Consider the following 24319-nt stretch of genomic DNA (forward strand, 5'->3'; position numbering starts at 1 on the left):
ACGAATATTTTAGATTAGATAATGTATCGATATGGATTTGTCAAACCTTTTGTATTCCTATTATCTCTAGGTTTCTTATTATAGTTAAGTACTATTTTGCCTTTATAAAATTCAGAAATCACTTAATAATAATATTACTTAAAACCATCCATAGTTGATTGTTCTTAAATTAAGTTGGTAATGATTATTTGGGAAACCATAGTTTTTAAGCCCTAAAATAAATATTCCCGTACTGGATATTAATTCATCCATATTTGGGTTTACATATTTTCTGACTCTGTCAATGATAATATTGTTATTCCGATCAAGTATCCTAAACCATACCCAACCGTTATGATTAGCATGTAAGATGAAGCTATATTCCTGTGCGTCGAATAATCTTGAATGGTTGGCCGGACTAAAATCATCATCCATGAAATCTAAATGGTTTCCGCCATTCCAGTAAGATTCATAATATGCAGTTGGATAATCAGTCCCTCTAGATTCACTTCCTAAAATGGCTCCAACTCCAGAGATGTAATTGCTAGCATGTCCTAGTACACCAATGGCAACATGGGTCCCAGCAAAGTTTGGAAAAATAGGATGACCTCCAAAAAAGTTTTGTCCTGTAAACTTAAAAGTCATCCATTGTGTTTTAGCATTTGCAGGTTTTTGTGTTATATTGATTATCAGATTCCCACTAACATTTTGAGTGTTAGGGTCGTATTTTATTTGAATTTGAGGAATACTACCTGAAAGAGCTTTACCTGAAGGGTAAGTATTATTTCTAGAATTTTCAGTGAAGATTTCCATTTGTTTTTTCATTTCTAAAAAATTATCAGCGTCTGATAAGGAAATAGACTGTTCATCTTCTTTTAGAAAGTTACTTTCTGATTCACAAGAAATCATCATAGTGATTAAGAATGTGAAAAAAATATAGTTCAATGATTTTTTCATTTGATTTAAGAGTTTAGTGTATTTTATGTGATACTGTGATAGCTCAATAAATTCTATTAATTTATATAATCGACATGAGGTATTAGGAGTATTTACAACTAGTTTATTACTGACATAAAACATCATTAATGTAATTTAAACCAGAGTCTTTATGAAACGTTTTGTAAATTTAAAATTCTCATTAACTGTAAAACAATTAAGAGTGTCAAATTCCAATGCTATAGATGGCATATTTGTTCTGTTTTTTTAAGAATATATGGTAAAACTAGTTTTGTTCCTGCTGATTGTTTAATAGTAAACAGAGTGAGATATTCTAATTGACTAAGGTTCTACAATCAGTTGCTTCTTTCGAAAATTCCGAAAGAAGCCCTGATTTTCAATTATGAATTGATTATTCTTCCATCCAGAAACATCTTCCAAAGTCATTACAACTTCCACCACATAACCTCATACAAGTTATAAGATCACCAAAATCTGTTCCTCCATTAATTGTTTTTTTTGCTTCTTTATTAAGCTTTTCTACTCCTTGTAATTTTAAAATATTATTTAACATACTTATAATTTTTTATACCTACTCTCTCAATGGCTTTTCGGTTTCCGCACATTTGTATGAATTATATTCTTTGAATTATTTAATAGTTTATGGACATATAGGATTACAAGGAGGGTCGATTGGACCTCCGTTGCCTCCACCAGGTCTTCTTACTGTTCTACCATCTGCCCATTTTCTTGGATCAGGATTTACAACCCAAATTCGTAAACCACTACTGGCAAATTGACTACGTTCATAAGCAGATCCTAATCGTAATGTAATTACCTGTTGTCCTTGAGCATTTGTTGTTAAGGTTCGGTTAGAACCTCGATAAGTTCCTATGATACTGGAACCAGTTGTAGTTCGGATATCTACATAAGAGTTGTTATCAAAATTAGAGCCTTTGATCCAAATACAATAGTTGTCATCACAACCCGCTCCTGCAGCACTTAATCTTGGAGTTCCATTTCGTTTTACGATAGCGGCATTATAGGTTCCTAAAAATAGATTAGAATTTGGGCACTGACTATTGTATATATATTCTTGAACTATATATCCGCTAGGAATACCATCTATAGAGCAAACGATAAGATATTCTGGGTTACTTTTTTCACTTACTTCGCTAATTTCATTTTCTATTAAGAGATTCTCTTCGATAATACTGTCATCCTCCTTTTGACAACTAATTACCACTAATAAGAATAGCGTGAATATGGTTTTTTTCAAAATGTTTTTCATGATATTAATTATAGTTTTAAAATGATTTATGATATAATAGCCGGCCGGCATATATCTGTAAAACTATAGGTAAATCACTGATTATAAAAAAGAAGAAAAGTCAGTTTTATAAATTTGACATTGTTTATAAACAGAGTATTCTTATAATTCCTGTATCCATTAAAAAAGCGATTTCTTTGTCTCAAGAAACCGCCTAGGTATTTATATTTTGTAAATACTATTATTTTTTAATTATACTACCATAATATTGAATATTTTCAATCAAAAGGTTATAAATATACTTTCCAGCAGGGAGTGAACTATCCGAGTAAGATATCATTTTTTTTGCATCTCCTGGAGTTATTCTGTATCTTTTTTTACCTCGAACATTAAGATTGTAATCATAAATAGTAAGGGAAGCGTAAAAACTTGATTCGTTATTCATAAAAAACGTAAAATTTACAGTTTTCTCGAAAGGATTAGGATGTGTTTTTATATTATCCTTACCTAATTCTATTTCAGGGACATAATATTCTAAGATGTTGTTATTGTTACTTAATTCAAATATATCATCATCTGCATCTGCTACGATATATATATAATCATTAACTATGTTCTGATAGATACTACCTTTAATAGATAAGATAATAGATTTTCGTTCTCCTGTATCTAATGACTCCAGCAGAGTTGAACCTAATAATTGAAGTTCATTATTTATTTTGTAATAGAATTTCACTTTTGATTTTTTTGTAATATCTTCTCTTCCTGCATTCATGATGTAAGTTTTAATAATTACTCCATCTATAATGCCACTGATGTCGTTTTTTAATATTTCGGCATTTGTAACTATTAAATCAGCCAAATCTTGTGGGTCAAAAATATCAATAGTGATTTCTTGTTGATCGGTCACAATTCTATTGAACTCTTCTGATATATTTAGTTTAAATATATGTTCTCCTCTTGTAACAATATAATTCGGATTTGTAAGACCTAAATTAAAACGACCTAGCAAAACCTTCTCTTCATCTATTCTTATTGATTGTGACCTAGCGGTGGGTGGTGGAGTAGGAGGAATTATAATAGGTGCTAAAGTTGTATATATAAAGTTAGGAGATACTGATAAAGTAACCCTTTTCTCTGTTGGCAGTTCTGATCGAAAGGAATCATATGTACCATATATAAATATATCTACCGATCCATATATTGAAACTTTAAGATTCTGTATGTCTAATGGGTTGATTTCTAACTTCCCAGAGTTTATATCTACATTGACATTTATACTTACATTAGAATAATTTACATGATTTTGTCCATAAAAATGTGTAAAGTAAATGACCAAAAAAAATATAGTGCATATTGTGTTTTTATAATTCATTATAACATTTTTAGTTAGTTCCTAGTAAAAATAAAACTTGTGCAGTTAGAATCATGAATATAAAGGTGTTAGAAACATCAATTTTATAAAATTGATGTTATTCTTAACTTAATTTAGGAAGTTTTTTGGGTATTTTGATTAGAATTATGGATCTCATTATTTACTTTTTTTATATAGTAGGAATGACTTAATCCAGTTTGTTTCTTAAATGCCGAAGCAAAAGTATTTACACTTCCATACCCTAATTCGCCAGCAATTGCTTTAATTGTATAGGAACGAAACTTTGCATCAGAATTTAATTTATTTCTAAAATATTTAATTCTTAATTCATTTATATAATCATTAAAAGATTGTTTACGATATTCATTGATGATTTTAGATAAATAAGTTGTATTTGTTTCGATATTTTTTGCTGTGTTATAGAGGTTACAATCAATACTCAAATAAAACATTGTTTTTTCTAAAGAGGATAATTTTTGTAATAGACCCTCCGCTTTTTTATCAGTAATATATTCCTTTTTTGAAACAGCTAAAGTCTCTGGCTCAGATACAATTTCATGTATCCTTTCTTTCTTTAATTCTTCATATAAAAGTTTGTTTTTTTGTTTGGTTTTGATATTGTAAATTAAACCGATAATGGCCAAAATAAGAGTAAGTAGAAAGCTAATAATGTAAATGGTGTTTTTAGAAATCAAATCTTGATTTTGCTCTTCAAGGTTTTCTATATCATGATCATACAGTTTTTCTTGTGCGCTCATTTCATTTTGATATAATGAATCAACAATTTTAGTATATGCTGTAATATATTTAAACTGTAAATCAGTATCATTTAGTTTTTCTCCACATTTTTTTGCTAGATTAGAAGCCTCTCTTATTTTCTCAACTTCTACATTCTCTTTTATATGTTCAAAATTGTCTAGTAATAACTCTCTAGCTTCTTTATATTTTTCTTGCGCATAAAAACAAGTTGCTATGTGCAGGTTAGCTGTAAAAAGATCAGGATCATTTTTTTTATTTTCTTTTAAAACGTCAGATTTAGCAATAGTTAAATAAGAAAGCGCCTTATCATATTTTTTCTTTCCAATATATGCTTCTCCTATATTAAGGTTAAAATCAATAATATATTCTTTTAGATTATGTTCCTCGGCATATTGCAATCCTTTATAATCATAGTTTAATGCCTCATCATAGTTATTCATCTTATAATAACAAACTCCAATGCCTTGGATGGTAGATAAGTATTTAGCACTATAATTATTCTGAGATTTATATGCTGGTTTTTGAAGTAACTCCAGTCCTTTTTTTAAAGAAACTAAAGCTTTTTCATTTTGATCCAATCGTATTCGAATTTGACCAATACTTACTAAATTATCAATTTCATATTGCTTAAGATTATATTTTTTAATAACCTCTTTCATATGTAAGTACTGATTCAACGCATTTTTGCGATCTCTTTTTTCCTGATATGAAGCTCCAAGAATTGACAAGCCACTTATGATATAACCTCCATATTTTAATTTCTCTCCAGAACGTACAGAATTGTTACCATATTGAATAGCTAAATCATATTTCTTTTTCGAATACGCGATGTTTCCTAAATAGAAGTTAGCCCAGAATTGAATAGTATCATTATCTTCTTTAATACCTCTATTTAAATAGACTTTATAACCTAATTCAGCCTGCTCTATATTTTTATTTATTTTTTGAGCCAGAAACGATTGTACAGTATCAGTGTTTTTTTCGTGGGAAATAAACTCTATATCGGCTTTAGAGATATTTTTTTCTTGAAAAGCTAACCCTTTATAGAAAGATAGCAAGAGTATTATTGATAAAAAGGGTATAGTAATAACTCTCATAAGTAAAAAATGATGTATCTAAAAAAGGTTAAGATGTATTTGTTTATTGATTTTATGGTAATTGGATATTTTGTACAATTACCATAAAATCGATAAAGTATAACGAATGCTTTAGTTGAATATTAACATTCGCTATTTTTTATACCTGAATTACTCCAAGATTAAAAGGCTTTTCGATAGGAGCGTGGTCAGCAGCTTCGATACCCATAGAAACCCACTTTCTAGTGTCTAATGGATCGATAATACCATCTGTCCAGATTCTAGCTGCCGCGTAATATGGAGAAATCTGTTTGTCATATCGAGCCTTGATCTTATCAAATAGTGCTTTTTCATCTTCTTCAGAAAGTTTTTCTCCTTTCTTTTTTAATGATGCTGTTTCAATTTGTAATAATACCTTAGCGGCTTGAGCGCCTCCCATTACTGCAAGTTCTGCACTTGGCCAAGCACAAATCAATCTTGGATCATAGGCTTTACCACACATTGCATAATTACCGGCTCCATAAGAATTACCAATAACAATAGTAAATTTTGGTACTACACTATTGCTAACAGCATTCACCATTTTTGCACCATCTTTTATAATGCCTCCATGTTCACTTTTGCTGCCTACCATAAATCCAGTAACATCTTGTAAAAAGACTAGAGGTATTTTCTTTTGATTACAATTAGCTATAAACCGAGTAGCCTTATCAGCAGAATCAGAATAGATCACACCACCAAATTGCATTTCACCCTTTTTCGTTTTTACAAGCTTACGTTGATTAGCCACAATACCAACAGCCCAGCCATCGATTCGAGCATATCCTGTAATGATTGTCTGACCATAACCAGATTTATATTCCTCAAAATCAGAATCATCAACCAATCGATGGATGATTTCCATCATATCATATTGTTCATTTCTTGCTTTTGGCAAAATTCCGTAGATGTCTTTTGGATCTTTTTTAGGTTTAGAAGATTTGATTCTGTTATATCCTGCTTTGTCAAAATCCCCAATTTTAGACACTATATTTTTTATAGTATCTAAAGCATCTTTATCATCTTTAGACTTATAATCGGTAACACCAGAAATTTCACAATGAGTAGTTGCTCCACCTAAGGTTTCATTATCAATACTTTCACCAATAGCAGCTTTCACTAGATAGCTGCCAGCTAGAAAGATACTTCCTGTTTTATCTACAATTAATGCCTCATCACTCATAATGGGTAAGTATGCTCCTCCCGCTACACAGCTTCCCATAACTGCAGAGATCTGAGTAATTCCCATACTGCTCATAACCGCATTATTTCTAAATATTCTTCCGAAATGTTCTTTATCTGGAAAAATCTCATCCTGCATAGGAAGATATACCCCTGCACTATCTACTAAATAAATAATAGGTAATTTGTTTTCTATAGCAATTTCCTGAGCTCTAAGATTCTTTTTTCCTGTAATAGGAAACCATGCACCAGCTTTTACAGTAGCATCGTTAGCTACTACGATACATTGTTTACCACTAATATGTCCAATTTTTATAACGACTCCACCACTAGGACATCCTCCATGTTCAGCATACATATCATCACCAGCAAATGCAGCAATTTCTATTGCTTTAGTGTCATCATCTAATAAATATGCTATTCTCTCTCGAGCAGTCAGTTTACCTTTAGCGTGTAGTTTTTCTATACGCTTTTCTCCACCACCAAGTTTTACTTTTCCTAGTTTCTGGCGTAATGAAGAGACCAAAAGTTTATTGTGATCTTCATTCTTATTGAAGTTTATATCCATTTGTGTGTATTGTTTGCACGAAAATACAAAAATCAAGGAATTTTTAAATCATTAAAATCAAAAGCAACTGCATAAGGTTATTTTCAAAATTTAGGTTTCCTAAATGTTTACAGACTATTCTTCTATAAGTGGTTTTATAACAGTTTGCTAACATTTGATTATCAGATAATTAACAATTGTCAGGTAGTTTTATATCTAACTTAAAACCAACTAGTTAAATATTAATCTAAAATCAAACTCAACTATGAAATTATTAAAATTGAACACGCTGTTTTTCTTAATTTTTAGCACACTCTCAATTGTGAGTTGTAGCGTGGAAGACGAATCTTTTTATCAAGATATCGAATCCGTTCCACTTAAAATAGATGGAGAAATCAAAGTAGAAACAAGTTATTATGATAATGAAGGCCCTCACGATCATAATTTTTCAGAAAAAAGAGCGGATGGTTTTACAGAAACCTATGAATCCGGATCAAAAGGTAGCTACGCTGCTGGCAGTGTCAATCTATCTTCTTCCGGTAGCTGGTATCTAAGCGATGCTTTAATCGGAACGTTGTCTAATGATCGTAAGTTTGGGGCTAAGTCCATTAGAATTAGAAATACAGGATATGCAATTATGTCATTTAATATGGATAATGGTGTACAAACTATTAGAATCCGTCACGCGAAATACGGAAGTGATAATAATTCTACTTGGCGATTGATTGCTTCTTTTGATAATGGTTCTTCTTGGTCCTATGTGGGATCTACGGTTACAACCAGTTCTACAGTATTAAATACCGTTACATTTAACCTAAATGAAACCAGAAGTGTCCGATATGGAGTATACAAGACTTCCGGAGGCTCTAATCGAATTAATATAGATAATGTAGAAATAATAACAGGAACTACAGGAGGAGGTGGAGGTTCTGCTTCTAGGGATAGTAATATTACTTTTGGTAATCCGTCTAATGCAGGATCTAGTTCAAGTAATTATTATTTATCAAAACCAGATTTTATTCTTTCGTATAATAATAGTAGAGGAACAGCCAATTGGGTAAGCTGGCATTTAAGTGATGCTTGGACTGGTAGTACACCAAGATGTAATTGTTTCAAAAGAGATACATCCTTACCAAGTAATTTTTTTCGGGCTACATCTAGTGATTATACGAATTCAGGTTTTGATAGAGGTCATTTATGTCCATCAGCAGATAGAAACGGCTCTGCAGATTCTAATGAGAATACCTATTATATGAGTAATATTGCCCCGCAAGCTCCAGATAATAATCAAAGGAGTTGGGCAAATTTTGAAAACTACCTTAGATCATTAACCTTAGAAGGGAATGAAGTTCATATTGTAGCAGGAGTAGCAGGAAGCGGAGGAACCGGAAGAAATGGTTTCGCTTCTACAATAGATGGAGGAAATATTACCGTACCGGATTCATTCTGGAAGGTTGCACTCATATTACCAAATGGTACTAATGATATTAATCGGGTAACCACATCTACTCGAGTAATTAGTATTAATGTACCGAATGATCAAGGTATCAGTTCTGATTGGACCCAGTTTAGAACTTCTGTAAATGATATTGAGAGTCTAACCGGATATGATCTTTTGGAAAATATCACGAACTCTGTCGAATCTGTTTTAGAATCTAGAATAGATAACGGACCTTCTAATTAAAATATGATTTAACTATGCTAAAACGGGGACTTAATATCTAAGTTCCTGTTTTTTTATGAAATCTATTGTATAACCACTTGTTTAACAATAGATAAGGTGGTAAAGTAGTTGAAGATCTCTCTAAAAAGCTGTTTTTTGACGATAAAATACCGATATTTGTACGCTGTTTTTGATTTAATATTAAAAACATTTAACTAAATAACTTGCTATGGGAATGAATAAAAATACGGTATTAGCGTGGGCTACATTTATAATGATTCTAGCTGGACTAGGGTTGATAGCTCTAGGAGCATTTAGATATAGGGATGTTTCCGGATGGGGATTTGCAGCAGTTGGTGTAGGATTTCTGGCAAATGCCTGGGTGTTTAATGCTTTAAAAGGTAGAGTATAACTAATTATATATTATTCAAATTATAAATAATATTATTTAAAACAATTTAAGGGCTTATGTCAGACGATAAAAAAATCATCTTTTCTATGTCTGGAGTAACAAAGACGTATAAAAGCGCAAATACTCCAGTTCTAAAAAACATATATTTAAGTTTTTTCTACGGTGCAAAAATTGGAATTCTGGGTCTTAATGGATCTGGTAAATCTACATTACTTAAGATAATTGCAGGTATTGATAAGAATTATCAAGGAGATGTTGTATTCTCTTCTGATTATTCTGTTGGATATTTAGAACAAGAACCACAATTAGATCCTGATAAAACAGTTCTGGAAGTTGTAAAAGAAGGTGCTGCAGAGATTGTAGCTGTTCTAGATGAATATAACAAGATTAATGATATGTTCGGTTTAGAAGAGGTATATAGTGATGCTGATAAAATGCAGAAGCTTATGGATCGACAAGCAACTTTACAGGATCAGATTGATGCTGGTAATGGTTGGGAACTAGATACCAAGCTGGAAATTGCAATGGATGCATTAAGAACTCCAGACTCTGATAAAAAGATAGGAGTTTTATCTGGTGGAGAGAAAAGAAGGGTAGCACTGTGTCGTTTATTACTTCAGGAACCTGATGTATTGTTATTAGATGAGCCAACAAACCACTTGGACGCTGAATCTGTACATTGGTTAGAACATCATTTGGCACAATATAAAGGAACTGTTATTGCAGTAACGCACGATAGATACTTCTTAGATAATGTTGCTGGATGGATTTTGGAATTGGATAGAGGAGAAGGAATTCCTTGGAAAGGAAATTATTCTTCCTGGTTAGATCAAAAATCAAAACGTTTAGCACAAGAAAGTAAATCAGCTTCAAAACGTCAGAAAACATTAGAACGAGAGCTGGAATGGGTCCGCCAAGGTGCAAAAGGAAGACAAACCAAACAAAAAGCACGTTTAAAGAATTACGATAAACTAATGAGTCAAGATCAAAAACAACTTGACGAAAAATTAGAAATATATATTCCTAACGGGCCACGTTTAGGAACTAATGTGTTAGAAGCTTCAGGAATTAGTAAAGCCTATGGAGATAAATTGCTGTATGAAGATCTTAACTTCAAACTTCCTCAAGCAGGTATTGTAGGGATTATAGGTCCGAATGGAGCAGGAAAAACCACTATTTTTAAAATGATTATGGGTGAGGAAACTCCTGATAAAGGAAGTTTTTCTGTGGGTGAAACTGCAAAGATTGCATATGTAGATCAAGCTCATTCTAATATTGATCCTGATAAATCTATTTGGCAAAACTTTAGCGATGAACAGGATTTAGTAATGATGGGAGGTAAAGAAGTAAATTCTCGTGCATATCTGAGTCGTTTTAATTTTGGCGGAAGTGAACAAAATAAGAAAGTATCTACGCTTTCTGGTGGAGAACGTAATAGATTACATCTGGCGATGACACTAAAAGAAGAAGGTAATGTATTACTTTTAGATGAGCCAACTAACGATCTTGATGTTAATACATTAAGAGCGTTAGAGGAAGGGCTGGAGAACTTTGCAGGTTGTGCAGTAGTGATCTCTCACGACCGTTGGTTCCTAGATCGTATTTGTACTCATATTTTAGCTTTCGAAGGAGACTCTCAAGTATATTTCTTTGAAGGTAGTTTCTCAGATTACGAAGAAAATAAGAAGAAACGTTTAGGAGGAGATTTAATGCCTAAGCGTATTAAGTATAAGAAACTAGTAAGGTGAAAAGTGCGTATGCGAGTACCAGGGTACATTAGCTGTCCCACACAAAGTGTAATACCTTCATCTCTAAATACACTCTAAATACTAAAAATAATATGCCACTAAAGAATATTAAGGCTATAGCTTTTGATGCAGATGATACGCTTTGGGTAAATGAGACTTTTTTTAGGAAAGCTGAAGAGGAATTTTGTGAACTTGTGTCGGAGCATCTTCCGAAGGAACAAGCAAACAAACTCCTTTTCGAAGTCGAAATGCAAAATCTTGATTTATATGGTTATGGTATTAAACCTTTTACACTTTCTTTAATAGAGGCAGCTATTAAGATTACTAATGGGAATATGAACATCCAATTAGTAGAGATTCTTATCGAAAAAGGTAAGCAGATGCTTCAAGAACCAGTAGAATTATTGGATGGTATCGAAGAAACACTTCAATATTTATCTAAAAAATACCGTTTGGTAATGGCAACTAAAGGTGATTTATTAGATCAGGAGCGTAAGTTGATTAAATCTGGATTATCAACCTATTTTCATCATATAGAAATTGTTTCTGATAAAACCGAGAAGCAATATCAAAAATTAGTACATCATTTGGATATCAGTGAAACCGAATTTTTAATGGTCGGTAATTCTTTAAAATCTGATGTTTTACCAGTTTTAAATATTGGCGCACATGCCTGTCATATCCCTTTTCATACCACTTGGGCACACGAAGTACATAACGGAACTATTGATCATCCTAATTTTAGGAGTTTAACCAATTCAAAAGAGCTATTGCAATACCTATAATGAACAAGACGGCCTTGGATCTATCTACTTGGAACAGAAGAGAACATTATGAGTTCTTTAGTGGTTTTGATGAGCCGTTTTTTGGTATCGTATCAACAGTAGATTTTACTATTGGATATCAAAAGATTAAAGACAATGGGTATCCATATTTTCTTTATTATCTGCATAAAGCAGTAAAAGCAGCTAATCGGATAGCACCTTTTCGATATAGGATCGAAGAAGACAAAGTTTATATCTATGATCAGGTCCATGCTTCTGCTACTATAGGACGAGAGGATCATACTTTTGGTTTTTCATTTATAGAGTTTGATGAAGATTTTAAAGTCTTTCGGGTACAGGCTCAAAAAGAAATAGAAGCAGTTAGAAATTCTACAGGATTGCGTCATAATGATAATGCAAAACGAATGGACAGTTTACATATTTCTTCTATTCCCTGGTACAATTTTACTGGAATCTCTCATGCAAGACATTTTCAATATCGAGATAGTGTACCAAAAATTTCTTTCGGAAAATACACAAAGGAGGGGAGCAAAATTAATCTTCCTATATCTATTCATGTACATCACGCACTAATGGATGGTTACCATGTTGGCTTGTATTTAGAAGAGTTTCAACGATTATTAAACGAGGATTCTTAATTAAGTTAGAATTGTACTTCACGTAATATAGCTTAATGATAGAAGTATCATAAAATCTTCTAAAAATAGGGTATAATATTCTGGTTGTATGATTTGAGAAGCTTTTTTTGAGTAATTTTCAATTCACTTAACAATGTTTTTTATGAAAAAATCAATACTTTCTGTTCTTTTAGTTTTATTTTCTTTTCTAGCGAATGCTCAGGATTATACTGATATCGTAAGATTGAATATATCAAGAGTAAATCTGGAGGATGTAGAACAAACTTTTGATACTGATATTACGAATGTCAATTTTGAATTATTATATCCCAAAGTATTAAATGATAAGTTAGTTTTACTAGCAGGTATAACGGCGGAAAACACAAATTTAAATCTTTCTCAGTTTGCTCCTGATGAGAATTTAACTATGGCGCGTATAAATGCCGGAGTTAAAGTGAAGCATTCAGAAAAATGGTCTGGAACTTATGTGGTTTTACCTAAATTGGCTTCTAATTTTGAGGATGTAGGATCTAGGGATTTTCAATTTGGTGCAATTGCTCTTTTAGATTTTCAGTATAATGAAAAAGTGAGAGCGAAATTTGGATTGTATTCTTCTTCAGAAAATTTTGGTACAATCATAACCCCGCTTTTAGGAGCTTTTTACAAATCACCCAATAAGAAATTTCATTTTGATGCTGTTTTTCCAATACGTATGGAAGCAAATTATGTACTTGCAAATCATTTTAGTCTAGGTATTGATTTAAGAACTTCTGTAAAATCATATAATTTGGTTAATGAGGATATTGATTTTTATGTTCAAGAAGAATCTATTCGTGCAGCCTTTTATGGATCCTATGGATTGCTTGATGATTCTTTATTAATAAGAGCAAAACTTGGTTTCGATACTACTGATTATGGAGTGTATGCCGCAGATGATAAAGTAGGGGTCCAAGTTCTTACATTTGCACTTGATGGGGATGATAGAACGCGAATAAATAATGAGTTTGATAGTAGTTTATTCTTTGGATTAGATTTTATATATAGGTTTGATATTTCAGAAAAACAATAAGACCTATTGTGTTTTTAATCGATTTAAATTATTAAATACAGTTTTAGGTTGGCTATTATAGAAAGCTTCAAAGTTTCAGCTGAAACTTTGAAGCTTTTATCATAAAAAAAGGTGATGATTAGTGATATACATATCCTACTACACCTTCATAGGCATACCCAGCATTTACACCTTCATTGTAATTAGTTGTGTATAAATGATCTGTATTAGAAGATCCATAAAATCTATAAAGTTTTACTCTTCCGCTTCCGCCACTGTTATGAATATAAGCGGCCTTTTTAATATTCCCGTATAAGGTTCTAACACTATAGTCTCTAAATCCTCTTCTTAATAAATTAGATTTTTCTGCACCACTAGTAGTCATGACGAAATCTCTATTTCCTGGTGCGAGGAGAAAGAATATTTGTTTAGTGCCTGATGGCGGTGCTGAGATAAAGTCATAAGTCCCCAACTTAAAAGGTCTGCCTTCATAGGTTCCTATGCCTACTCCCAGATTCAATACTCTGTATGTGTGAACAGTATTTGATCCACCAGAATAATAACGACTTACCGCTGATATAGCACTTGCTTTTGCGTTAATATCTGTAGTTGTACTTACGTCCTCAGATACAGTACTTTCAGAATTGATTTCATCTTTTTCACAAGATGTTAATGTCAATACAGCAAGTATTGCTGTGTACATAATTGATGATTTTAATGTAGTTTTCATAATTTAAGAATGATTATATGTTATAAGTCAAAGGTGTTGCTTATCTCATTTTCTTAAACCATTTTGTGGTGTTTTTGAGGGAAATTGTGGACTACTGTCGCTATTTAGGTGATGCGTGTTTTAAACTGTTTTTTTTAATGCAAAATTCAATGAAGTATTACCATAATTGTTTTACAGCAATACTGTTTGTAGCTCCTTTACTTCTCCAACTTGCATGTCATTTAGTTGTATGTTTCCCACTCTAACTCGTACTAATCGCAGTGTAGGAAAGCCTACTGCAGAAGTCATTTTCCGGACTTGTCTGAATTTACCTTCTTTTAAGGTTACTGAAATCCAACTTGTTGGACCATGTCTTTCATCTCGTATTTTCTTTGATCTTTTTGGGAATTCAGGAATACGATTTATTTTAAACGCCTTACAAGGATTGGTTGTGTATTTTTTTCCATCAAAACCAATTTCCACTCCATTTGTTAGTTTGGATATGGCCTCATTGGTAATATCACCATCTACTTGAGCGTAGTATTCTTTTTCAATACCACTACTACATATATAATTACTGGTTTTTCCGTTGGTAGTGAGTAATAATAGGCCTTCAGATTTTTCATCTAATCGACCTATAGCCATAGTTCCATCAGGGAAATCAAATAGTTCGCCGAGTAATTTTTTGGAGTTTTGTTTTTGTCCATTATTCACAAACTGACTTAAATACCCATAAGGTTTATAGATCATAAAATGCCTGTCATCTTTCTTCTTGTCTTCTAGCATTATTAAATAAACATTGTAAGTATCGTGATTAAATGTGGCCAAATGTAATAATTGTCAAACAGTATAAGAAAACTTTTACCTTCTTTAAGTTAACCTTTATGCTTTATTTTCAACTAATTGATAGTCAAACTTGTGTTTTTATACTTTGATAGGGATTATACTTTTTTAAGCTAACTAAATAATTTTCACTATGTCAATTCATATGATAGGACAGCCATACAACCAAGATATTATTATTGGAGGATATGGCTCGGGAAGAAGAAGAAACAGGGAACCCAATTATTTTGCTCCCAATTTTTTAGATCCTTGGGAACGAGATCGAATAAGAGGTTTTTATCAGGTAGTGGAGAACGAGGATTTAATAGACATACATTATTACAGATCAAACGAGAATGTTTCGATTAATATATATGCTGTAAAACAATCCGAGGTATTGTTTGTGGAAAGAACATTGGATTTATTGCCTTCTGGACATTTAAGATGGCTTAAGGAACGTAAACCGGAAGGAATAATTTTTGCTAATTCTGCTGGAAGAGGAAGATCAGAGCGATTTACTGGCGGTTTAAATCCTGGATATGATGATAGAAGTACTCCGCTTTTTGACGAACGTGAAGGTATTATAATTACATATGGAGCATTATGGAGATATCAAAACTTGGGTATCTCGCCAACATTAATTCACGAAATTGGTCATGTAATGACCCACGGCGGTAAGATTAGTTATCGATATTTTTCTGAAACAGACAGAGAAACCTTGTCTAATACCAGAGTCTCCAGAAACCCAGGAAGTCTAGAAGCTTTATGTAATGCTTATATGTATTTTATTTGTTACAGTAGTTCAACTCCGGCAATACGGCTCTTCGGGAGTAGACCACTAATACTAGAGCGAAGCCCTCAGACCAGGGCTGCACTTAGAAGGTGTCCAGGGTTTTCGTCACGCATGCTTTCTTCATCAGAAATATCAAGTTTTAGGGAGCGATAATCAATTATTATTTTTTAATTATAAGTTACTTCTATCAGGATATAGATTAAATTACCTATATCATTACCTAAATTAAAATGGATCATCTATCTTTGTGCAAATAAGTACATATTAAATTGTTTTAAGTTATATGTGCTTGGTCGTTGCAACAACTGGGTCAATTATTCGGTAAATCAATCTCTTAGAATTGTCATTTTCCAATCATTCGTTTAGTATTTCGATGACAATTATGTTTAACAAAAAAAATAGAAGTTTACCGAATGGCAAAATCACAACAGACATTTAGCAAGATTGAAAAAGAAAAAAAGAAGATAAAAAAGCGCGAGGAGAAGCAGAAAAAGAAAGAAGAACGTAGAGCAAATTCTAAAAAGGGTAGCGGTTTCGATAATATGATTGCTTATGTTGATGAAAATGGCCACCTTACTGATACTCCACCAGATCCATCAAAAAAGAAAAAGGTAAAAGCCGAAAACATAGAGATTGGTATACCTAAAAGAGAACACGTAGAAGAGGATCCGATTAAAAAAGGTAAAGTTGCTTTTTTCAATGATTCTAAAGGATATGGATTCATCACAGAGCAGGAATCTCAGGAAAAATATTTTGTTCACGTAAATGGCTTAATGCAAGAAGTAAGAGAAGGTGACAAAGTGCAGTTTGAGTTAGAAATGGGAATGAAAGGATTAAATGCTGTACGAGTAAAAAAGATCTAATAGCGTTTATAATATTATTAAAAAAAGCATTTGCAGATAATATACTGCAAATGCTTTTTTCATTCTATTTTGTATTAGGATACCAATCTAATTGTATTACGTGAATTGCATCGTCTCCTTTATTTACAATTTCTTTAAATTTTGTAACATCACTTAATCCTTCAGTACCTCTGTAGTGATATGGGTAAATTTGTTTTGGTTTAAACTCCAAAACAGCATCTGCTGCACTTTCTACTGTCATTGTATAAGGAAGGTTCATACAAACAAATGCTTTGTCAATATTTTTAAGAGCTCTCATTTCAGGAATATCTTCTGTATCTCCAGAGAAATATAAGCGTTCATCTCCTAGGGTAATTACATATCCATTACCACGTCCTTTGTCGTGGAACTTCAGCGCTTCTTCTCTTAGGTTATACATAGGTATCGCTTCGATTGATATTCCATCTACATCCTTTACTTCACCGTTATTAATAATAACCAGTTTTTCGGTATAATTTGCAGGGAGTTTTTCTGCGACAGCTTGTGGAACGATTAATTTTGATTTTGAGAGGTCAAGACTATCCAAAGTTTCGATATTCATATGATCTCCATGAATATCGGTTATAAGTACTATATCAGGAAGGTTTTGACTTTTAAAAGCTGTTGCACCACCAGTTGGATCTATATAAATAGTTTTTCCTTTATATTCTAATACAGCTGTAGCGTGCGTAATAGGAATAATTTTTAAATCAGAAATCGGTTTTTCTTTAGATTCATCCACAGTAACAGCTTCTTGAGTGTCTGTATCGGCTGTTGTTTCTTCTTTTTTAGTATCCTTGCAGCTTATTATAAAAAGTGAAATAGTCAAAAGGAATAGGGTATGTGATTTCATTATGTTTGGTTTTAGTTACGTTAACAAGGTATAAAATGACTATAAAACCAGAAACATTTTAATGTAAGATTAACTATCTATCCATAACTTAATAGCCATAGCAATAACCATAATAAGTAAGAAGACTTTTACGATACCATCTCCTTTTTTTACGGACCATCTGCTAGCTATCCAACCACCTGAAGCATTGCCAAAAGCCAGAACAAATCCATATAGATAGTTTATCTGATTATCGAAAGCAAAAATCGCCAATGCACCTATCGTATAAATAAAAACTACTACTGCTTTTACAGCATTCGATTTCACTAAGCTCATTCTATTAATAGAAGTAAGTGCTAAGAGAATAAATATTCCTACACCAGCTTGTATAAAACCGCCATAAATACCAATCACAAAGAATGCTAGAATGGCTAGTAGGCGATACTTGCCTTGTATACGTTCAGCAAAGTCCTCAATATTCACTTTGGGCTTAAAAACCATAAACAATACTATAATTAGCATTACTACGGCTAATATTCTATTAAAAGTTTCACCTTTTATATCAATTGCTATTCTTGCTCCAATTAAGGATCCTACCAACGCAGATAAGCCGAGATAAACACTAAAAAGAGTCGGTTGTATGCCTTTACTTTTAAAACCTGCTACAGAAGTAATACTCTGAATAAAAATCCCAATTCTATTTGTGCCATTAGCAACTGATGGGGGTAATCCCATAAAAATTAGCATTGGCAGTGTTAATAAAGATCCGCCTCCGGCAATAGTATTAATAACTCCGGCAATAAAACCAACTAATGCCAGAAGAATAAGAAGTAGTGATTCGTTCATTTGGTTGTGTTACCGCCCAAAAATAAGTAAATCTAAAAAATACTGATGCTTTTTGTAATTCATTTAGTATAAAATCTTAAACTATCGTAGATTTACCATACAATTCAAAAATTAAATAACAGTCAAAGCGCTACACAAAATACTCCCTATTTTAGCTTCCTTTAAAGGCTATGATAAAACTACTTTTGGTTCGGATGCTATAGCAGGTATTACGGTTGGAGTGATTCTCATTCCTCAAGCTATTGCGTATGCTTTGTTAATGGGAACTCCACCAATATATGGATTATACGCCTGTTTAATTCCATTGATTTTGTACGCCTTTTTTGGTACATCTAGGCAATTGAGTATTGGTCCAGTAGCGGTTACTGCTATTTTAGTAATGAGTGGGGTTAGTCAGATTGCCACTCCATTTACGCAGGAATTCACCAATTTGGTTATTTTTTCTGGGTTGTTGATTGGGATATTACAAATAGCATTAAGCTTATTAAGAATGGGCTTCTTAGTCAATCTTATTTCTCAACCAGTAATTTCCGGATTTATTTCAGCGGCAGCTATCATTATTATTATTTCTCAGCTTAGTGAATCATTAGGAATGGACATTCCAAATTTTGATTATACCCACGAATCATTATGGTATGTAGTGCAGAATATTTCTTCAATACATCTCATAACATTTGGCATGTGTTTAGGATCTATAATAATCATGCTAATTCTTAAGAGATGGAAAAAGTCATTTCCAGGAGCACTTTTTGTATTGATCATAAGCACAGTTATTACCATTGTTTTTGACCTAAAAAGCTTAGGTCTTTCTGTAATTGAAGATGTGCCAAAAGGACTACCATCATTTACTATTCCCAAAATGAATTACGATTCAATGGTCGCATTGATACCCTCAGTTTTTACAGTGACTTTTATAGGGTATGTAGGTAGTATTGGTATAGCTAAATCTTTAGAAATGAAGAATAGAGATCATGTGGTTCGACCTAATCAGGAATTATTAGCTTTGGGAATTGCTAAATTGATAGGGGCTTTTTTTCAGGCTATTCCATCTTCCGGGAGCTATAGTAGATCTGCTATTAATGATGAAGCAGGAGGTAAGACTACAGTTTCATCAATCATTACTGTGATCATGGTTATTATTTCATTATTGTTTCTAACTTCTTTCTTTTATTATATACCCAAAGCAGTCTTAGCAGCTATTATACTGGTTTCTGTTTTTGGCTTGATTAATTTTAGTGAAGCGAAATATCTTCTAAAGCTGAGAAGAAGAGAGTTTATTGTAATGATTATTACGTTTGTAGGAACATTAGTTTTTGGAGTAGAGAAAGGTATTTTTATTGGTGTAATACTGTCTTACATTTTCTTGCAGTATTATAGTTCCAGACCTCATGTGGCGGAATTAGTAAATATTCCAGGAACTAATTATTATCGTAATGTCGATAGATTTCCAGAAGCAAGACAATCTTCTAGATATTTGATTATTAGGTTTGACGATCAATTATATTTTGCTAACACCGGTTATTTCAAGGATGAAATTCTAAATCACATAAAAAAAAGAGATGTATTACCTGAGTTTTTAATTTTGGATAGTACAAATATTAACGATATAGATAGTACAGGATTACATATTCTAGAGGATGTACATCAATATTTAGAGGAATTAGGTGTTCAATTGTTAATCTCAGGCACCATCGGACCCGTAAGAGACTTTCTTAAAAGATCAGGTTTTACAGATACTTTAGGTAGTCATCATAATTTTCTTAATATTGAAGATGCGGTACAATACACAGAGAATAAAACAGTCCAGGAAAACTTGCTAGAAGTTGCTGTTCAGTACAATAAGAAAAGATCATTTCTGGATTAAAGTTGTTTTTTAATAGAAGGTTTGTGAGATAGCTTACTATTTAATCAATTAGGTCTCGACTCCGCTCGATCTGACAGATCAATCATAAATAAGATTCGATTAACCCGTTGTGCATTTAGGTATTTTTGGGATAAGATTGGTCAGTTCGAGTGCTTCGACTTTAGGAGAAGTGTATCGAGAATAGAATTTTAATCCAAAAAAAGCTGTTCTCGATACATTTTGTCTTCATTTCATTTAGACAAAACACTCGAATTGATGCTTTTTTTTAACATAATCATTTCTAAATGCACAACAGGTTCTATTAATAAATTTGTAAGGCTGAAATACGTTCAAACTAAAAATCGTATTTTTCTAACCATCTAACCATCTAACCATCTAACCATCTAACCATCTAACCATCTAACCATCTAACCTACTTCTCATATACGTGGGTTTTTATACCCATTCCATAATTCATAAATCCTTTTTGGATTAGAGTGTTGTTCTCGCTGTATTTTTTGTCGAAACATTGCCATGTTCTATTTTTAAAGAATATTCTTCTCGTGAAGGTAATATTATCTTCAATTTTATCGGTAAAAGGGAGTAAGGGCCTAAACGTAGTAGAAATTTTCACGATTCCTTTACGGGTTTCCACTTCGTGATATTTTTTAGTATGCTGAAGTTTTCCTTCTTTATCTGTATATCCTAATACTTGGATAGAGATAAAAACACCATTCTTAGGAATAAACACCTTGTATTCAGAAATATCAAGCTCAAAATTGGTTTTATCCTTATTTGTGATTCTAAAGATAATATCATCACCTGATAATCTTTTACCAGGAGAACCATTATCATTTTCATAGAATTGCATTTTAAACAAGGTAGAAAAAGATTGCTTTCTACCAGAAGAAGATCCGCTAGAAGTTTCCATCATTACGGGCAAAAACACTGAAGCTATTTTAGTAGACTTTAAAGGATCTCTTGGAAAAAATACAGCAATTTCAGACTCTACTGTAGGTAACCAACATCTAAAGTAATCATCATGCACTTTAGAATTCTTTTTCTTTGTTTTGTATTTGCCTAAATTTTCGGCTTTTACTACTACTTCTTGGAGTTCAGCTATATCTGGTGTTAATAAAATGGTTTTAGGTAAATTTCTTGTGCTTAGACCTTTTTCTTTATATCCAAGTGCTGATATAAATAATGAATCTATATCCTTATATCTTTTTTGTGAAAATTTAAAAACTCCATCAGCATCAGCAAATAACCCATTACCATTTCCAAATGAAATAGTTGCATATGATATGGGGAATTTTTGTTCTGCATCTTGTATTGTGTATACCTGGGCATAAATGCCTTCAAACATTAGTAATACAAGTATAAGGGATACTATTTTCATAGGAGGTTAGGGGCTTTAAATATTGGGTCAAATTAATGAAAATAATTTAAAACTATAATTGATCTAACTAATCTCATAACGTCTTATTGTTTTCATCATTACATTTCTTATTTTTTTATTATCAAAAAGAAAGCCAAAAAAATGAAAATCGGTAGTGAACCAGATCTATTTTTTAGAATAATGTATTTTGATTTGGCAAATAGATAGCGTAACAAGTTTTATCTTTGATCCTGTAGATTATATCTATTAGATGTTAAAAAAATAAGTATTTGAAAAAAGCCATCTATTTCATGATTCTGAGTACCGTATCCTTTACGGTTATGAATTTACTTGTTAAATATCTAGTTGGTTTTAGTGCGTATCAGCTTGTGTTTTTCAGATCTATAGGTACATTGTTTTTTACGATGCCGTTTTTGTTCTATAACAAGATTTCTATTCTTGGTAATCAAAAGAGATTACTCATATTTCGTGGTTTAGCAGGAGTGACTTCTATGGGGTTGTTTTTCATGTCTGTAGAATATCTTAAAATAGGTTCTGCAGTTTCTCTTAGATATCTTTCTCCCATTTTCGCAACCATATTAGCAGTTATATTTCTCAGAGAGAAGGTGAAAAATATACAATGGTTATTTTTCTTACTTGCCTTTTTTGGTGTTTTGATCATCAAAGGTTTTGATGCAGATATTAATTCTTTTGGATTGTTGCTAATTGTTTTATCAGCTTTGTTTAGTGGTGTGGTGTACGTCTTAATTAATAAGATAGGTTTGCGAGATCATCCCGTAGTTATTGTAAATTATTTTATGTGGATTGCAACAATCTTAGGGGGAATTCTTTCTGTTTTTAATTGGAAGAAAACGCCAGAAGGGATCGAGTGGGGATTATTATTAAGCTTAGGTGTTTTTGGTTATTTCGGACAATTATTTATGACAAAAGCTTTTCAATCACAGGTTACCAATAAGGTAGTTTCTCTAAAATATATGGAAGTTATTTTCACTATGATAGCAGGGATTTTCTTGTTTGGCGACAAGTATCCTTTGTTAAGTATCTTAGGTACTGCTATGGTAATTACCGGATTGGTTCTTAATATGTTTTATCGACCGAAATAGAAGTTAATTATTTGACTTATAGATACTTATAATCTTTAGTTAAACTATTACTCCAGGTTTTTTATTTAATCCACATTGTTCTACAAACTTGTTCGTAAATACTTCTCTTGTGTCTTCATTTAATAGTTCATTCCGAGAGTCTATCCAATGTTGTACGGTAGCAGCACCATACATTTTTTGTATCCTATTAAAATTGAGATTGAAATTTATTTTACCCCAATGTAATGTGTAAGGAATGTTTTTGGCTTCGAGTCTGTTCCATATTTTTTCATAGAAATTTCTGGTAACTCCTGAATCTACTCCATCCAATTCTAAGACACATGTTTTTGGAAATTTTGTAAAACCTAATAACGCATTAGTACCTTTTACATATCGCAAAGAAATTCCACCGGGAAAAGGATCACCTCCATCAATGATATTTAGTATTTCTTGTACAACTTTTGCGCTGTCTTTAATATCTATCCCTAATGCTGCACTTGCTACTTTTCCTCTAAACTTGGTATTGTTATAAGTTTCACCTATAGTACCTTCTAACGCAGCTGTTTCTTTGTACGCAAGAGGAAACAATAGATTTACTAGACTTGGCACTAGTTTTACGGATAAAGCTCCCAGACTATCCATCATAGTCTGTATCAATCCTAGCAAGTCGTCACCGTACGTTAATCCATTGCTGTCTCTAGTTCTGCGAGTATAATCATCACGATATTTTCGCTTATATGCGACTTTTATGAACACTCCCTTATCGGTATCGTTAGGCTTAAAGTCATAGGGATTGATAAGTACTTCGAAATGATATAATTCTCGATCAGGAGAAAACTGTGGAAAAGGAAGTAGGTTCTCAATAGCAGAAAAATCTTGCGTGTTCATCGTATGTTTTAACGCTTCGTTATAAGCAATTTTATCAATACGATGTTCTTCTAATAAAAATTTAGGCTCAGTTTCTATCATTACTCCGTGAATGAAACCAAAGCTACCAAAACTTACTATAGCTGAATTGAACATAGTATCATCTTGAATTCTTTCGGCTCCTAACCAATCAACAAATTTATCAGACATTACCGGATTAGAATGACGTTCTAACCAAATATGTCTGTCCTTGCCAACGATTAGGTGTAATCCTACCACGAAATCTTGTAGTGCTCCCACATTAAATGCTGCTCCGTGTGTTCCTGTGGACAAGGCTCCGGCAATGGTTTGTCCATTGCTAGCTCCTGAAGCTTTAATAGATCTATTGGGTCTTTTTTCCTTTTCAAGTTTTGAGTTTAATTGCAGAATTGACATTCCACATTGTGTAAAAAAGAGGTTTTCTGGTGTCCCGCCTTTGTCTAAATAAGTATCATCGACATACGATTTGGAAACAGAGAAGGAGAGACGTAAAGATTTAGTGTCGATGATTCCTCCTTCGGAGACTGCTACTTTAGAAAATGACCAACCACTGCCCATTGCTCTGAGGCGTATTTTGTTTTTAATTGCATGTCCGATCAACCATTGAATATTTTTAGTGGTCGCTTTATATTTTTCAGAGCTTTTAGATAAAGAATGATCATTTCTAATTTTAAAAGAAGCATCCTTAGTTAATTTCTGTGTAAAATTCTGATGTCTGTTTTCCCAAGATGTGATCGGTAATATCTCTATGCCTTTTGGTAATGCCATTT

22 protein-coding genes are annotated in these 24319 nt (G+C 32.5%); 10 read left to right on the forward strand and 12 right to left on the reverse strand.

Annotation, left to right across the window (positions count from 1 at the left end; all coding sequences use genetic code 11):
• Positions 1-138: 138 nt before the first annotated feature.
• The 6 genes from Q0910_RS24045 to Q0910_RS24070 form a co-directional block, all read right to left on the reverse strand.
• On the reverse strand, positions 139-936 hold the full coding sequence (locus Q0910_RS24045) for a hypothetical protein (protein ID WP_299222418.1): 798 nt from the start codon (positions 934-936) through the stop codon (positions 139-141).
• A 391-nt stretch (positions 937-1327) separates the two neighbouring features.
• Positions 1328-1489 carry a hypothetical protein gene (locus tag Q0910_RS24050; RefSeq protein WP_299222420.1) on the reverse strand — a complete coding sequence of 54 codons (162 nt, stop codon included), beginning with the start codon at positions 1487-1489 and terminating at the stop codon, positions 1328-1330.
• Between the two features lie 87 nt (positions 1490-1576).
• Positions 1577-2206 carry a hypothetical protein gene (locus Q0910_RS24055; protein WP_299222422.1) on the reverse strand — a complete coding sequence of 210 codons (630 nt, stop codon included), beginning with the start codon at positions 2204-2206 and terminating at the stop codon, positions 1577-1579.
• Between the two features lie 220 nt (positions 2207-2426).
• Positions 2427-3560, reverse strand: a complete 1134-nt coding sequence (locus Q0910_RS24060) for a hypothetical protein (protein WP_299222424.1) — start codon at positions 3558-3560, stop codon at positions 2427-2429.
• 113 nt (positions 3561-3673) lie between these two features.
• Positions 3674-5416, reverse strand: a complete 1743-nt coding sequence (locus tag Q0910_RS24065; RefSeq protein ID WP_299222426.1) for an AraC family transcriptional regulator — start codon at positions 5414-5416, stop codon at positions 3674-3676.
• A gap of 139 nt (positions 5417-5555) precedes the next feature.
• A complete protein-coding gene (locus Q0910_RS24070; protein ID WP_299222428.1) occupies positions 5556-7184 on the reverse strand; it encodes a carboxyl transferase domain-containing protein in 1629 nt (542 codons plus the stop codon).
• A 244-nt stretch (positions 7185-7428) separates the two neighbouring features.
• On the opposite strand from Q0910_RS24070, the gene Q0910_RS24075 reads away from it, so the two are divergent.
• From Q0910_RS24075 to Q0910_RS24100, 6 genes are all read left to right on the forward strand, one after another.
• Positions 7429-8847 carry a DNA/RNA non-specific endonuclease gene (locus Q0910_RS24075; protein ID WP_299222431.1) on the forward strand — a complete coding sequence of 473 codons (1419 nt, stop codon included), beginning with the start codon at positions 7429-7431 and terminating at the stop codon, positions 8845-8847.
• A gap of 208 nt (positions 8848-9055) precedes the next feature.
• Complete coding sequence (locus Q0910_RS24080) at positions 9056-9238, forward strand: CAL67264 family membrane protein (protein WP_211073417.1); 183 nt, start codon at positions 9056-9058, stop codon at positions 9236-9238.
• Between the two features lie 56 nt (positions 9239-9294).
• Positions 9295-10986 carry an energy-dependent translational throttle protein EttA gene (ettA, locus tag Q0910_RS24085; RefSeq protein ID WP_299222433.1) on the forward strand — a complete coding sequence of 564 codons (1692 nt, stop codon included), beginning with the start codon at positions 9295-9297 and terminating at the stop codon, positions 10984-10986.
• Positions 10987-11078: 92 nt separating this feature from the next.
• Positions 11079-11771 (forward strand): HAD family hydrolase, encoded by a 693-nt coding sequence (locus Q0910_RS24090; RefSeq protein WP_299222435.1) that lies wholly within the window; start codon positions 11079-11081, stop codon positions 11769-11771.
• On the forward strand, positions 11771-12409 hold the full coding sequence (locus Q0910_RS24095) for a chloramphenicol acetyltransferase (RefSeq protein WP_299222437.1): 639 nt from the start codon (positions 11771-11773) through the stop codon (positions 12407-12409). Before Q0910_RS24090 ends, Q0910_RS24095 begins: the two co-directional genes overlap by 1 nt.
• 142 nt (positions 12410-12551) lie before the next feature.
• Complete coding sequence (locus Q0910_RS24100; RefSeq protein ID WP_299222439.1) at positions 12552-13457, forward strand: DUF6268 family outer membrane beta-barrel protein; 906 nt, start codon at positions 12552-12554, stop codon at positions 13455-13457.
• A gap of 118 nt (positions 13458-13575) precedes the next feature.
• Here Q0910_RS24100 and Q0910_RS24105 read toward each other — a convergent pair whose 3' ends face one another.
• Positions 13576-14166 carry a hypothetical protein gene (locus tag Q0910_RS24105; protein WP_299222441.1) on the reverse strand — a complete coding sequence of 197 codons (591 nt, stop codon included), beginning with the start codon at positions 14164-14166 and terminating at the stop codon, positions 13576-13578.
• A 171-nt stretch (positions 14167-14337) separates the two neighbouring features.
• Positions 14338-14931 (reverse strand): pseudouridine synthase, encoded by a 594-nt coding sequence (locus Q0910_RS24110; RefSeq protein ID WP_299222443.1) that lies wholly within the window; start codon positions 14929-14931, stop codon positions 14338-14340.
• A 190-nt stretch (positions 14932-15121) separates the two neighbouring features.
• On the opposite strand from Q0910_RS24110, the gene Q0910_RS24115 reads away from it, so the two are divergent.
• Positions 15122-15913 carry a hypothetical protein gene (locus Q0910_RS24115; RefSeq protein WP_299222445.1) on the forward strand — a complete coding sequence of 264 codons (792 nt, stop codon included), beginning with the start codon at positions 15122-15124 and terminating at the stop codon, positions 15911-15913.
• 260 nt (positions 15914-16173) lie between these two features.
• Positions 16174-16623, forward strand: coding sequence for a cold-shock protein (locus Q0910_RS24120; RefSeq protein ID WP_299222447.1), 450 nt, complete (start codon positions 16174-16176; stop codon positions 16621-16623).
• 64 nt (positions 16624-16687) lie between these two features.
• Here Q0910_RS24120 and Q0910_RS24125 read toward each other — a convergent pair whose 3' ends face one another.
• Together Q0910_RS24125 and Q0910_RS24130 are read right to left on the reverse strand one after the other, a co-directional pair.
• The gene (locus Q0910_RS24125) at positions 16688-17494 is read right to left on the reverse strand and encodes an MBL fold metallo-hydrolase (RefSeq protein WP_299222449.1); all 807 of its coding nucleotides are present in this window, start codon (positions 17492-17494) and stop codon (positions 16688-16690) included.
• Between the two features lie 69 nt (positions 17495-17563).
• Positions 17564-18319 (reverse strand): sulfite exporter TauE/SafE family protein, encoded by a 756-nt coding sequence (locus Q0910_RS24130; RefSeq protein ID WP_299222451.1) that lies wholly within the window; start codon positions 18317-18319, stop codon positions 17564-17566.
• Between the two features lie 148 nt (positions 18320-18467).
• Between Q0910_RS24130 and sulP the strand changes: the two genes are divergently transcribed.
• Positions 18468-20183 carry a sulfate permease gene (sulP, locus tag Q0910_RS24135; protein ID WP_299222595.1) on the forward strand — a complete coding sequence of 572 codons (1716 nt, stop codon included), beginning with the start codon at positions 18468-18470 and terminating at the stop codon, positions 20181-20183.
• A 412-nt stretch (positions 20184-20595) separates the two neighbouring features.
• On the opposite strand, the gene Q0910_RS24140 is transcribed toward sulP, so the two are convergent.
• Positions 20596-21561, reverse strand: a complete 966-nt coding sequence (locus Q0910_RS24140; RefSeq protein WP_299222452.1) for a hypothetical protein — start codon at positions 21559-21561, stop codon at positions 20596-20598.
• Between the two features lie 269 nt (positions 21562-21830).
• Here Q0910_RS24140 and Q0910_RS24145 point away from each other — a divergent pair, with 269 nt between their 5' ends.
• Positions 21831-22664 (forward strand): DMT family transporter, encoded by an 834-nt coding sequence (locus Q0910_RS24145; protein ID WP_299222454.1) that lies wholly within the window; start codon positions 21831-21833, stop codon positions 22662-22664.
• Positions 22665-22703: 39 nt separating this feature from the next.
• Here the strand turns inward: Q0910_RS24145 and Q0910_RS24150 are convergent, their stop codons facing one another.
• Complete coding sequence (locus tag Q0910_RS24150) at positions 22704-24317, reverse strand: hypothetical protein (protein ID WP_299222456.1); 1614 nt, start codon at positions 24315-24317, stop codon at positions 22704-22706.
• Between the last annotated feature and the right edge of the window lie 2 nt (positions 24318-24319).

The organism is uncultured Aquimarina sp. (assembly GCF_947495315.1).
Classification (GTDB): domain Bacteria; phylum Bacteroidota; class Bacteroidia; order Flavobacteriales; family Flavobacteriaceae; genus Aquimarina.

Coding starts and splice junctions, on each gene's coding strand:
- Q0910_RS24045 (WP_299222418.1), bottom strand. CDS start 936: ATGAAAAAATCATTGAACTATATTTTTTTCACATTCTTAATCACTATG.
- Q0910_RS24050 (WP_299222420.1), bottom strand. CDS start 1,489: ATGTTAAATAATATTTTAAAATTACAAGGAGTAGAAAAGCTTAATAAA.
- Q0910_RS24055 (WP_299222422.1), bottom strand. CDS start 2,206: ATGAAAAACATTTTGAAAAAAACCATATTCACGCTATTCTTATTAGTG.
- Q0910_RS24060 (WP_299222424.1), bottom strand. CDS start 3,560: ATGAATTATAAAAACACAATATGCACTATATTTTTTTTGGTCATTTAC.
- Q0910_RS24065 (WP_299222426.1), bottom strand. CDS start 5,416: ATGAGAGTTATTACTATACCCTTTTTATCAATAATACTCTTGCTATCT.
- Q0910_RS24070 (WP_299222428.1), bottom strand. CDS start 7,184: ATGGATATAAACTTCAATAAGAATGAAGATCACAATAAACTTTTGGTC.
- Q0910_RS24075 (WP_299222431.1), top strand. CDS start 7,429: ATGAAATTATTAAAATTGAACACGCTGTTTTTCTTAATTTTTAGCACA.
- Q0910_RS24080 (WP_211073417.1), top strand. CDS start 9,056: ATGGGAATGAATAAAAATACGGTATTAGCGTGGGCTACATTTATAATG.
- ettA (WP_299222433.1), top strand. CDS start 9,295: ATGTCAGACGATAAAAAAATCATCTTTTCTATGTCTGGAGTAACAAAG.
- Q0910_RS24090 (WP_299222435.1), top strand. CDS start 11,079: ATGCCACTAAAGAATATTAAGGCTATAGCTTTTGATGCAGATGATACG.
- Q0910_RS24095 (WP_299222437.1), top strand. CDS start 11,771: ATGAACAAGACGGCCTTGGATCTATCTACTTGGAACAGAAGAGAACAT.
- Q0910_RS24100 (WP_299222439.1), top strand. CDS start 12,552: ATGAAAAAATCAATACTTTCTGTTCTTTTAGTTTTATTTTCTTTTCTA.
- Q0910_RS24105 (WP_299222441.1), bottom strand. CDS start 14,166: ATGAAAACTACATTAAAATCATCAATTATGTACACAGCAATACTTGCT.
- Q0910_RS24110 (WP_299222443.1), bottom strand. CDS start 14,931: ATGCTAGAAGACAAGAAGAAAGATGACAGGCATTTTATGATCTATAAA.
- Q0910_RS24115 (WP_299222445.1), top strand. CDS start 15,122: ATGTCAATTCATATGATAGGACAGCCATACAACCAAGATATTATTATT.
- Q0910_RS24120 (WP_299222447.1), top strand. CDS start 16,174: ATGGCAAAATCACAACAGACATTTAGCAAGATTGAAAAAGAAAAAAAG.
- Q0910_RS24125 (WP_299222449.1), bottom strand. CDS start 17,494: ATGAAATCACATACCCTATTCCTTTTGACTATTTCACTTTTTATAATA.
- Q0910_RS24130 (WP_299222451.1), bottom strand. CDS start 18,319: ATGAACGAATCACTACTTCTTATTCTTCTGGCATTAGTTGGTTTTATT.
- Q0910_RS24140 (WP_299222452.1), bottom strand. CDS start 21,561: ATGAAAATAGTATCCCTTATACTTGTATTACTAATGTTTGAAGGCATT.
- Q0910_RS24150 (WP_299222456.1), bottom strand. CDS start 24,317: ATGGCATTACCAAAAGGCATAGAGATATTACCGATCACATCTTGGGAA.